We start from the raw sequence: 12,410 nt of genomic DNA on the forward strand, positions 1-12,410 counted from the left end.
GTGTCTACCAATTCCACCACGTCGGCAAGGGTAATCAAGGTTGCGTATTCTACGGTAATTCAGGCAAATCTGCAGGTGTTTTATCGACTTTTTGTTCTGTTGTTGGCACAGACTCTGTCACACTTTTCGCTTTTCCTGGTGTATCGACTGAAAAATAGGCTAATGTCAGGCTGGTGATAAAGAAGATTGTTGCCAGCACAGCACTCGCACGACTTAAAAATGAAGCCGAACCTTGGCTGCCAAACAAGCTGCCTGAGGCACCACCGCCACCACCACCGAATGCAGCGCCTGCATCAGCACCTTTACCGTGCTGAATCAGAACAAATCCAATCAGCATAAGACAGGCAATAATATGAACTGTGAGAATAATCGCGTGCATGTGTTGTTAACCTAATTTTAAAACTGCGGCCTGACATATTTTAACAAACTCATCGGCATCAAGCGATCCACCGCCGACGAGCCCACCGTCAATGTCAGGTTGTAGAAACAATGGCGCAGCATTATTACCTTTTATGCTGCCTCCGTAAAGTATTCTTATATTTTCTGCTATTTCTTTATCGTGTTTTGCTACACGTTGACGCATAAAGCTATGTACGTCTTGCGCCCATTCTGGCGTGGCTGAGCGTCCTGTACCAATAGCCCATACAGGTTCATAGGCTAAGACGGTATGCGCTAAACCTTCAACGCCTTGATGCGCAATCACGGTGTCGAGTAATCGCAATACAACCTCTTCTGTGCGACCGACCGCATGCTCGTCTGGACTTTCACCAATACATATGATGGGGGTGATACCAGCCCTGACTGCCATTTCATATTTCTCAGCGATAATACGATCTAACAGACATTGGTCTAAATCTAACTCAGCATATAAACAACGTCTCTCTGAGTGCCCTATCAGCACATACTGGCAACCAAAATCAGCCAGCATACTTGCCGAAATTTCTCCGGTGTAAGCCCCTTTTTCAAATTGAGATAGATTTTGTGTACCCCACGCCAGGTCAGTTCCTGAAAGAGCTGACTGCACCTGGCCCAGATAAACGGCTGGAGGAAATAATGCGACTTCTATATCGGAGAATGTATCGGCTTTTGAAAGTATTCCCTCAAGTAGTGCTTTGTTACTCTCACTAGAGCCGTTCATTTTCCAGTTGCCAGCGACTAGTGGTTTTCGCACCTAAGACTCTCTCTGAATATAAAATGAAACATCAGACTACATACCCACCATGAATAATGCAATGTATGAAATATGACAAGGATTGTACTCGTTGATCCATCAGAGCCAACAGACATGGAAATTAATTTTTCAGTACCTGTTCAATTACCGATGCCAGTTCTTCTGCTAGTTGTTTAGTCAATGTCGCATCAATGCCTTCCACCATCACTCTGATCACAGGCTCCGTTCCCGATGCTCTGAGTAACACGCGTCCCTCATCACCCAACCTTTTCTCTACAGAAGTAATGGCATTGTTGATATCCGCATTACTGCTGATATCGATCATTTTATCTATCCTGACATTGATTAAATGCTGTGGATATTTTGTGACGACTGAGCGTAGATCATGCAGGCTATTATTGGTTTGCTGAATTTCGGCGACAACTTGAAGCGCTGCCACAATACCATCACCTGTCGAGGTTTTATCTAAACAAATAATATGGCCTGATGCTTCACCACCAAGCAGGCCGCCTACCTGTTGTAGTTTTTCCATCACATAGCGATCACCCACTTTGGCTCGGTGAAGTGACATATCAAATTTTGCCAAAGCATGTTCTAAGCCCAGGTTAGACATCTGCGTACCGACCACATCAGGCATACTCGCACCCATGCGTTGTCTTGCTCTGGCAATGATAAATAGGAGCTCATCACCATCAACAATTTCACCACGATGATCAACCATGATAATGCGATCACCATCGCCATCTAGTGCCAGCCCCAAATCTGCTTTGTTTTCCAGTACCGCTTGTTGTAATAGCCGAGGTTCAGTTGAGCCACAATTTAAATTGATATTAAAGCCATCAGGTTCAGCGCCCATAACAATGACATCAGCACCTAACTCTTTAAAGACATCTGGTGCAACGTGATAAGTAGCTCCATGAGCACAATCAACTACGATTTTGAGTCCATGCAGATCCACGCCACTTGGTATGGTGCTCTTACAAAACTCAATATATCGACCCGCTGCGTCACCAATCCGATGCGCTTTACCTAAGCGAGTCGAGTCAACTGTTTTTAACGGTTGCTCCAGCATGGCTTCAATTTCCAGCTCTATTGCATCAGGGAGTTTTGTACCTTGGGCAGAGAAAAACTTAATGCCGTTATCATGATAAGGATTATGGGAGGCGCTGATGACGATACCTGCTTGCGCATGGAAAGTACGCGTCAGGTAAGCGACGGCTGGTGTCGGCATAGGTCCTAATAAATATATATCAACACCAGCAGCCGATAAACCGGCTTGCAGGGCTGACTCAAACATATAACCTGAAATGCGGGTATCTTTACCAATAATGACGCGGCTATTACGATCTTTGGCCAGAACACGGCCAACCGCCCAACCTAGCTTTAATACAAAGTCTGGCGTAACAGCTCCAACACCGACACGACCACGGATTCCATCCGTACCAAAATAACGTCTTTGTTTAGTCAAAATCATCTACCTGCATTACAGCCTGACTTAGCTTTACGGCTTGATAGGTTTCTTTTACATCATGAGTTCTAATGAGCTTTGCCCCTAGCCATGTGGCAATCGAGGCCAGCGACAAACTTCCTGCCAATCGCTCATCAACCGATACTTTCAACATGTCCCCGATAATAGATTTACGGGAAACCCCGACGAGCACTGGATATGGTAAATCCGTCAGTACAGACAAGTGCTTCATTAATCGAAGATTGTGACGGGCACGTTTACCAAAACCAAACCCAGGATCAAGCATGATATGTTGTGCTTTGATACCTGCTTTTAGACAAGTATCTACACGTTCCAGTAAGAATGTTTTTACTTCTGTCACCACATCATCATAGTGTGGTTCTTGCTGCATAGTTTGAGGAGTACCCTGCATATGCATCAGGCAGACGGGGACTTTTAACTCAACTGCAGCTTCAAGTGCACCTTCCATGCGTAAGGCATTAACATCATTGATAAGACCTGCACCCGCTTTGACTGCTGCTGTCATCACGCCAGGCTTCATAGTATCAATGGAAATTGGGATATCGAATTCAGCACTTATCATTTCGATGACAGGCGCAACGCGTTCGATTTCTTCCTGCTCAGCCACGATATCTGAACCAGGTCGCGTGGACTCACCACCAATGTCCAAGATATCAGCACCGTCTGAAATTAACTTTTCAGCTTGTTTTAAAGCAGCATCACGATCAAAAAATTTGCCACCGTCAGAAAATGAATCTGGGGTGACATTAATGATGCCCATAATACGAGGAACGGACAAGTCCAAGGACTTGCCCGCACAGTCAAAAATCACGTGATAACTTCCTGATATTTAGTGTAACTGATCAGCTGGTTTGCCAGATGGTGTTTCAGACGAATCAGATTCAGTATCACCTGATGCTGGTGGCGGTGAAGAACGGTCAGTCCAGTCTTTAGGTTCACCCGGTTCACGGCCTTCCATGATGGCATCAATCTGATCACTATCGATGGTTTCATACTTCATCAATAGTTTTGACATGGTATGTAATTTATCCATGTTATCAATCAACAATTGTTTTGCACGCTCATAGTTACGATTGATGACACGTCTGACGTCTTCATCAATCTGTTTAGCTGTCAGATCAGACACGGCTTTATGTTGAGTAACACTTCGGCCCAAGAAGACTTCGCCTTCATCTTCACCATAAGACAAAGGCCCCATATTGTCAGACAAGCCCCATTTGGTAACCATGTTGTGAGCCAACTCTGTAGCCCGTTGAATATCGTTCGATGCACCAGTAGTTACTGCTTCTTCACCAAAAATAAGTTCTTCGGCTAAACGACCACCATACAGACTTGAGATTTGGCTTTCCAAAGTCTGCTTACTGTAACTGTACTTATCTTCCGTCGGTAAGAACATAGTCACACCAAGAGCCCTACCTCTCGGAATGATGCTGACTTTATAAACAGGATCATGTCCAGGCACTAAACGACCAATAATGGCATGGCCGGCTTCATGATAAGCCGTCAATTCTTTCTCTTTCTCGTTCATGACCATGGAGCGACGTTCTGCACCCATCATGATTTTATCTTTGGCGAGTTCGAGCTGTTCCATGCCAACCAGACGTTTGTTACCACGAGCAGCGAACAATGCCGCTTCGTTTACAAGGTTAGCTAAGTCAGCACCTGAAAAGCCGGGTGTACCACGAGCAATCACTCTTGCATCCACATCATCTGATGCTGGGACTTTTCGCAGGTGGACGTTAAGAATTTGCTCACGACCACGGATATCAGGGAGTGGTACGACAACTTGACGATCAAAACGACCTGGGCGTAATAGTGCAGGGTCAAGTACGTCAGGACGGTTCGTTGCAGCAATAACAATGACGCCTTCATTACCTTCAAAACCATCCATCTCGACCAATAACTGATTAAGCGTTTGTTCACGCTCATCATTACCACCGCCCATGCCCGCACCACGGTGACGACCAACAGCATCAATCTCATCAATAAAGATGATGCATGGGGCATGTTTTTTAGCTTGTTCGAACATATCACGAACACGCGAAGCACCAACACCAACAAACATTTCAACGAAGTCAGAGCCAGAGATAGAAAAGAATGGCACTTTGGCTTCACCAGCAATTGCTTTAGCCAGTAATGTTTTACCCGTACCAGGTGAACCCGCCATCAAAATACCGCGTGGGATCCGACCACCTAATTTTTGGAATTTGCTTGGGTCACGAAGAAAGTCGACAAGCTCGGCGACTTCTTCTTTGGCTTCTTCTACACCAGCCACATCTTTGAAGGTCACTTTGACTTGGTCTTCATTAAGCATGCGTGCTTTGCTTTTACCAAATGACATGGGGTTTTTACCACCACCACCTTGCATTTGTCGCATAAAGAATATCCAGACACCAATCAGCAACAGCATTGGGAACCAAGAAATAAAAATCTGCATAAGAAGACTGGTTTTTTCAGCAGGCTCTGCTTTTATCGTCACACCATTGTCTAGCAGATCACCAATCAAGCCTGGATCGTAGTCAGGACTGTAAGTTGTAAACTTACTGCCGTCAGTCAGTTCACCTGAAATGGTTCTGCCCTGTATATCGACTCTGGAGACTGCACCGTTTTTAACATTGCTGATAAAGCTGGAGTAGTCCATGCTGCCTGAATCGTTATTTTGCGGACCAAAATTATTAAAGACAGACATCAGCACTACGGCGATGACGACCCACAAAATAATATTTTTCATCATGTCATTCAATGTAAGGTACCTCTGGTTACCATTAAATGTTACTTGAGACCACGTCCCAATAAATAAACTTCACGACTTCTTGCTCTGGAAGCCCCCGGTTTACGGGTCACTACTTTCGTGAAATTGTCTCTCATTTCTTTCAAAAAAGCGTCAAATCCTTCGCCCTGAAATACTTTGACAAGAAAGCAACCGCTTTTACTTAAGTTGTTCAATGCAAAATCTAAAGCCAACTCAACCAAGTGCATACTTGAAGGCTGATCAATCGACCCTACTCCTGTCATATTGGGGGCCATATCTGATAATACAAGGTCTATTTGTCGGCCATCCAATACTTTATTCAGTTCATCCAGTACATCGTCCTCACGAAAGTCACCTTGAATAAAATGTACACCCGTCAGTGGCGTCATTTCTAAAATATCCAATGCGATGACTTTACCATTGTCGCCGACTTTACCTAAAGCATAATCAGACCAGCCACCTGGGGCTGAGCCCAAATCAACAACACTCATGCCAGGACGGATGAGCTTATCTTTATCATCAATTTCTTTTAGCTTAAACGTGGCGCGCGAACGATGACCTTCTTTCTGTGCCTGTTTGACATATTGATCATCAAAATGTTCTTTTAACCAGCTTTGACTTGATTTACTTCTTGCCATATCAGGACACTTGCTCTGCTTCTGCACGTTTATCGGTGGTTAACACTAACATTAAACCAAGCAAGCTCATCAGCATATACAGGCTTTCACTGAATTGATGTAATGTGTTAAATCGTTCACTAAGAACAGCATCTGCACGCCAGTCTAATAACTTTATTGATGTCATCTCTGGCTGAATAAATGCCAAAAAGATAAAACTCATAATAAGCATGGCTAAAATAAGCCAGCTGCGCCAATAACGATGAAATGTCTTCAGACCGAAAATAAACAGTCTACTCACTAATAATATACAAGCACTAATGAGGCTGATTATATTAACGGCATAAAACAATTTGCCGGCATAGTCACCGGCAATTGTTACATCTAAGTTGGCAAAGGCCATTGGAACAGCTAAATAACCTATTGACCATAACGCCCCTATCCATAGAGTCAGAAGTAGCCGTTCACCTGTATAGCCAGACAGCATGCTTATGCCTCGTAGCCTATCTCAACGATTTCATATTCAATGTTACCGCCGGGCGCTTGCACTGTCGCTACATCATCAATTTCTTTACCGATGAGAGCTCGAGCAATGGGTGACGAGACTGAAATACGATTTAACTTAATATCAGACTCATAATCACCCACGATTTGGTATTTCACTTCTTGGTCTGTATCGATATTCAATAACGTAACGGTAACGCCAAACACCACCCGACCTTCTTGGGGCAATGTTGCCGGGTCAATAATCTGTGCATTCGATAATACAGACTCAAGCTCTTGAATACGGCCTTCGATAAAACTTTGCTGTTCTTTTGCTGCATGGTATTCGGCATTTTCTTTTAAATCACCATGTGCACGGGCTTCTGATATGGCAGCAACGACTTCAGGTCTTGCTACCGTTTTCAGATGTTTCAATTCTTCTTTAAGTGCTTCAGCACCACGTGAAGTAATAGGTACAGCCATTAATTTAACTCTCCATGCAAAGATTGCAGTCTGTTAACAGAACCAACATCTTCACTATTTAATGCTTGAACAGTGGCCCTTGCCGCTGCCAATGTGGTTGTATAATTGACTTGATGCTGTAAGGCCGCGCGACGGATTTCTCTTGAATCCGCGACAGACTGACGACCTTCTGTGGTATTCACAATCAAGTCGATTTCATCATTTTTAATCATATCAACGATATGCGGTTGACCTTCTGCGACCTTGTTTACGGGTTCACATGACACACCAGCTTCTTCCAGCACACGCTGTGTACCTCTGGTGGCTAGTAAAGCAAAACCAAGTGACGACAGGTCTTTTGCAATTTGAATAACTGCTACCTTATCAGCCTCACGAACGCTGATAAAGGCTTTACCACCTGTCGGTAACACGACAGAGGCAGCTAACTGTGATTTTGCAAAGGCTTCACCAAACGTTCTGCCAACCCCCATGACTTCGCCTGTTGATTTCATCTCAGGCCCAAGGATCGGATCAACACCTTGGAATTTGATAAATGGGAATACCGCTTCTTTAACTGAATAGTAAGATGGAATCACTTCTTTAGTGACACCTTGATCAACTAGTGATCGGCCAGCCATTGCCCTAGCAGCAATTTTAGCGAGCGGTTCACCAATTGATTTCGATACATAAGGAACCGTTCTGGACGCACGTGGGTTGACCTCAAGAATGTATATTTGCTCACCCTTGATAGCAAACTGCGTGTTCATTAAGCCTTTTACACCCAGCTCTAAAGCCATTTGGCGTACTTGTTCACGAAGTTGATCTTGTGTTGCCTGACTTAAACTGTATGGAGGTAATGCACAAGCAGAGTCACCAGAGTGAACACCGGCCTGCTCAATATGTTCCATAATGCCACCAATCAGCACATCTTTACCGTCACAGATGGCATCCACATCAACTTCAATAGCGTCGTCAAGGAAACGGTCTAATAATACTGGTGATTCGTTCGATACTTTGACAGCATTTAACATGTAACGCTGTAACTCATCTTCGTTGTAAACAATTTCCATCGCACGTCCACCCAGAACATAAGACGGACGAACAACTAATGGATAACCAATTTCAGAAGCGAGTGACACTGCAGTATCAACAGAGTGTGCCAGTCTATTAGGTGGTTGCAGCAAGTTCAGTTTTTCAACCATTTGCTGAAAACGCTCGCGGTCTTCAGCATGATCAATAGCATCTGGCGAAGTACCAATAATAGGCACACCTGCCGCTTCAAGTGCACGCGCTAATTTTAGAGGTGTTTGACCACCGAACTGAACGATGACGCCTTTTGGCTTTTCTAACTCGACGATTTCTAAAACGTCTTCTAAGGTCAATGACTCAAAATATAAACGATCGGATGTGTCGTAATCAGTGGAAACCGTTTCGGGGTTACAGTTGACCATAATGGTTTCATAACCGTCTTCACGTAAGGCTAATGCAGCATGAACACAGCAATAGTCAAACTCAATCCCTTGACCGATACGGTTTGGACCACCACCCAAAATCATGATCTTGTCACGGTCACTTGGGTTGGCTTCACATTCCATATCATAGGTTGAATACATATACGCTGTGCCAGTGGCAAACTCAGCACCACAGGTATCAACACGTTTGTAGACAGGACGGACCTGCATCGCCTGACGGTATTCACGTACTTGTTTTTCAGTCTTCAGTAACAGTTTAGCCAGACGTGAATCAGAGAAACCTTTACGTTTCAGAACATACATTTCTTGCTGATCAATATCATTCAGCGAACGCTCTTTGAGTTGGTTTTCTAATGTCACCAATTCTTCGATCTGGATCAAGAACCATGGATCGATATGCGTTAGCTTTTGAATTTCGTCAAAACTAAAGCCATAACGGAAAGCATCTGCCACAAACCATAAACGGTCAGAACCTGGCAGACTCAACTCACGGCGTAATGTTTCCGCTGTGTTTTCTTCTGTCAGTTCAATGATTTCTGTCAAACCATCACGATCAATTTCCAGTCCACGTAGCGCTTTTTGTAATGATTCCTGGAAGTTACGGCCAATCGCCATCACCTCACCGACAGACTTCATCTGTGTGCTCAGACGGTTGTCGGCTTGAGGGAATTTTTCAAAGGTAAAACGCGGTACTTTTGTTACCACATAGTCAATTGTTGGCTCAAACGAGGCCGGCGTTGCATTACCTGTAATTTCGTTTTGCAATTCATCCAGCGTGTAACCCACTGCCAGTTTTGCAGCAACTTTTGCAATAGGGAAACCTGTTGCTTTAGAGGCCAGCGCAGAAGAACGTGATACACGAGGGTTCATCTCAATAATAATGAGGCGTCCTGTCTCGGGATTAACGGCAAACTGCACATTTGAACCACCGGTATCGACACCGATCTCACGCAGTACTGCCAGAGAGGCATTACGCATGATTTGATATTCTTTATCTGTCAGAGTTTGTGCTGGCGCAACCGTGATTGAGTCACCCGTATGCACGCCCATTGGATCCAGGTTTTCAATGGAGCAGATAATGATGGCGTTATCTTTACGATCACGCACCACTTCCATTTCATACTCTTTCCAACCAATGATGGATTCTTCAATCAGTAGCTCAGATGTAGGGCTGAGGTATAAACCGCGCTGACAGATTTCAATGAAATCTTGTTTATTGTATGCGATACCACCGCCACTGCCACCCATTGTAAAAGATGGACGAATAATCACTGGGAAGCCAAATTTTTCTTGAACTTTTATTGCTTCATCTAATGTGTGAGCAATATCAGACTGCGGCATATCCAGACCGATTTTACGCATCGCTTCACGGAATAAATCACGGTCTTCAGCTTTGTTAATCGCTTCACTGTCAGCGCCGATCATTTCAACACCAAATTGTTCTAAGATGCCGTGTTTTTCCAGATCTAATGCACAGTTCAATGCCGTCTGACCACCCATAGTAGGCAAGATAGCATCGGGGCGTTCCGCTTCAATGACTTTACTTACTGCTTGCCAGGTAACAGGCTCAATATAGGTTGCATCGGCCATATTGGGATCGGTCATTATCGTGGCTGGATTCGAGTTCACCAGAATCACACGGTAACCTTCTTCTCTCAGCGCTTTACACGCTTGTGCACCAGAATAATCGAACTCACAGGCTTGACCGATAACAATCGGTCCTGCACCCAGAATCAGAATACTTTGAATATCAGTACGTTTAGCCATCGTGTGTTATTTACCCGTTGCTTGTTCAAGTAGATCGATGAAGTGATCAAAAAGAGGAGCTGCGTCTTGCGGACCAGGACTTGCTTCTGGATGTCCCTGAAAGCTAAATGCAGGCTTGCTGACATGATGGATGCCTTGCAAGGTGCCGTCAAATAGGGACCTGTGCGTTGCTCTTAAGGTCTCTGGCAGCGTTTCTTCATCAACAGCAAAACCATGGTTCTGACTGGTAATCATCACCAATCCAGCCAGTGATTCTTGTACTGGATGGTTAGCACCATGATGACCAAATTTCATTTTGACTGTTTTGGCACCACAGGCCAGCCCAAGTAGTTGGTGACCAAGACAGATACCAAAGGTAGGGATATTTTTTTCCAGTAAGGTTTGAATAGCGCTGATGGCATAATCACAAGGTTCTGGATCGCCAGGTCCATTAGACAAAAACACGCCATCTGGATTCATCGCCAGAACGTCTTCTACAGGTGTCTGTGCAGGAACAACTGTCAGTTTGCAGCCACGTTCCACCAGCATTCTAAGAATATTCTTTTTCGCGCCATAGTCATAAGCGACCACATGGTATTTCGCTTCAACTGCTTTTGCTTGCCCATCAATATGCCAGCATCCCTCATCCCAAACATAGCTTTGTTTGGTGCTGACTTCTTTAGCCAGGTCTAGTCCTTTTAAGCCTTGAAAGTCTTTAGCCGCAGCAATAGCTGCTTCGACATCAATATCATCACCAGCAACGATGCAGCCTTTCATGGCACCTTTTTCACGAATCAAACGTGTGAGCGAGCGAGTATCAATACCTGCCAGGCCGACGATATTGTGTTTGACCAAGTACTCATCTAGTGCTTGTTCACTTCTCCAGCTACTAACAACCGGGGACAGCTCTCGAATAATGAGTCCACTTGCGTAAACATTGTCAGACTCTTCATCCTCCACATTCACACCCGTGTTGCCAATATGAGGATAAGTTAATGTGACTATTTGTCGACAATAAGAAGGATCAGTCAGGATTTCCTGATAGCCAGTCATTGACGTGTTAAACACCACTTCACCGACTGACTGGCCAATGGCTCCAATCGACTCGCCGTGATAAACCGTGCCGTCTTCAAGAGCAAGTAACGCACTCGTTCGCAAGGGAAACCTCCACCAGATAAAAATAATGGGGCTAACATGACGTTCTCCCCAGACAAAATCTTTGCAATTTTATCGCAAAACAGCAGGTCGAGTCCACGCTAAAAACGATTATCCCTCAGTGCTTGTGATAACTGTTTCAATTTGCTGAAAAGTAGTCTGCCTGTCAGACGTAGAGTTCTGGTCTGCGATGCGTATGCAGCGGCATATTCGAACGAACTTGTCGAAGGTACTCAATATCAATTCGACTCAATGTTAATCCCACTCTTTCAGGTGCACAGCAGAGGATGCTTCCCCATGGATCAATAATGACACTGCTGCCGTATGAAGTTCGATCACCATAATGATGTCCCCATTGATTCGGCGCAACGATATACACCTGATTTTCAATAGCCCGTGCAATTAATAGCGGTAACCAATGGTGTTTACCGGTATGAAGAAAAAAGGCGGCAGGCACGAAAATGATTTCAGCCCCTTTGTCAGAAAGTGAACGAAAGAGATCGGGGAAACGAAGATCATAACAAACGCTGAATCCGAGCCGACCTAGTTCGTGATCAATCACTACGGTTTTGTCCCCAGGTTTAATACCCGCAGATTCCATGTACCCCAAAGGCACTGCATCACACATATGGATTTTTCGATAACGAGCCTTTTCTTTGCCATCACGATCAATGAAAATGGAGGTATTGAATAACCGCCCACTATCTTCATCTGTCAGCTCGTAGACACTGCCCAGTAACAAGGCACAATGACTCTGTTTTGCAAGTTGGCTAAAGTGCGGCAATATCTCTGTTTCCAGTTTTTCTGCCACTTTATGCTTAGCTGAGTGATCCTTGCCGACATAGAGAAAGGTTTCAGGAAAGGCTAAAAGATTAAGCTTGCGTTCCGATGCCTCTGCGATCATGTTCTCAGAAAAAGCCAGGTTATATTCATAGCTTTCCGATGAATTCATTTGCACGATACCGACGTCTATTACCATCACATCACCTTACATTTTTTGTGCCTATTCCTATTTGACGAAAAATATAACAAAAAATCGTTCAATACAAACTCATACGCAACA

Annotated in this window: 11 protein-coding genes and 1 tRNA gene (1 of these 12 only partly in view); all 12 read right to left on the bottom strand. The window is 44.4% G+C overall.

The features are described from left to right. Positions 1-26: transfer RNA gene (locus tag B3V56_RS08520), tRNA-Leu, on the bottom strand (it extends 156 nt beyond the left edge of the window). A gap of 23 nt (positions 27-49) precedes the next feature. Then, a complete protein-coding gene (gene secG, locus B3V56_RS08525; protein ID WP_286304006.1) occupies positions 50-379 on the bottom strand; it encodes a preprotein translocase subunit SecG in 330 nt (109 codons plus the stop codon). A 6-nt stretch (positions 380-385) separates the two neighbouring features. Further along, a complete protein-coding gene (gene tpiA / locus B3V56_RS08530) occupies positions 386-1,171 on the bottom strand; it encodes a triose-phosphate isomerase (RefSeq protein WP_289283455.1) in 786 nt (261 codons plus the stop codon). A 121-nt stretch (positions 1,172-1,292) separates the two neighbouring features. Then, entirely contained in the window at positions 1,293-2,639 is a 1,347-nt protein-coding gene (gene glmM, locus B3V56_RS08535) for a phosphoglucosamine mutase (RefSeq protein ID WP_289283456.1), read from the bottom strand. Beyond that, the gene (gene folP / locus B3V56_RS08540; RefSeq protein ID WP_289283463.1) at positions 2,632-3,420 is read right to left on the bottom strand and encodes a dihydropteroate synthase; all 789 of its coding nucleotides are present in this window, start codon (positions 3,418-3,420) and stop codon (positions 2,632-2,634) included. The genes glmM and folP overlap by 8 nt, the downstream gene beginning before the upstream one ends. A 69-nt stretch (positions 3,421-3,489) precedes the next feature. Further along, positions 3,490-5,394 carry an ATP-dependent zinc metalloprotease FtsH gene (gene ftsH, locus B3V56_RS08545; RefSeq protein WP_286304003.1) on the bottom strand — a complete coding sequence of 635 codons (1,905 nt, stop codon included), beginning with the start codon at positions 5,392-5,394 and terminating at the stop codon, positions 3,490-3,492. A 38-nt stretch (positions 5,395-5,432) separates the two neighbouring features. After that, complete coding sequence (gene rlmE / locus B3V56_RS08550) at positions 5,433-6,050, bottom strand: 23S rRNA (uridine(2552)-2'-O)-methyltransferase RlmE (protein WP_289283457.1); 618 nt, start codon at positions 6,048-6,050, stop codon at positions 5,433-5,435. Position 6,051: 1 nt separating this feature from the next. Further along, positions 6,052-6,516, bottom strand: coding sequence for a DUF4149 domain-containing protein (locus B3V56_RS08555; RefSeq protein WP_286304001.1), 465 nt, complete (start codon positions 6,514-6,516; stop codon positions 6,052-6,054). Positions 6,517-6,518: 2 nt separating this feature from the next. Continuing rightward, positions 6,519-6,995: a transcription elongation factor GreA gene (gene greA, locus B3V56_RS08560; RefSeq protein WP_289243245.1), complete on the bottom strand. Its 477-nt coding sequence runs from the start codon at positions 6,993-6,995 to the stop codon at positions 6,519-6,521. Then, entirely contained in the window at positions 6,995-10,213 is a 3,219-nt protein-coding gene (gene carB, locus B3V56_RS08565; RefSeq protein ID WP_289283458.1) for a carbamoyl-phosphate synthase large subunit, read from the bottom strand. The genes greA and carB overlap by 1 nt, the downstream gene beginning before the upstream one ends. Positions 10,214-10,219: 6 nt before the next feature. Beyond that, on the bottom strand, positions 10,220-11,350 hold the full coding sequence (carA, locus tag B3V56_RS08570) for a glutamine-hydrolyzing carbamoyl-phosphate synthase small subunit (RefSeq protein WP_289283459.1): 1,131 nt from the start codon (positions 11,348-11,350) through the stop codon (positions 10,220-10,222). A 163-nt stretch (positions 11,351-11,513) separates the two neighbouring features. Next, positions 11,514-12,326: a carbon-nitrogen hydrolase family protein gene (locus B3V56_RS08575; RefSeq protein WP_289283460.1), complete on the bottom strand. Its 813-nt coding sequence runs from the start codon at positions 12,324-12,326 to the stop codon at positions 11,514-11,516. Positions 12,327-12,410 lie beyond the last annotated feature (84 nt).

It is taken from the genome of Methylophaga sp. UBA2513 (assembly GCF_002341285.1).
Lineage (GTDB): Bacteria > Pseudomonadota > Gammaproteobacteria > Nitrosococcales > Methylophagaceae > Methylophaga > Methylophaga marina.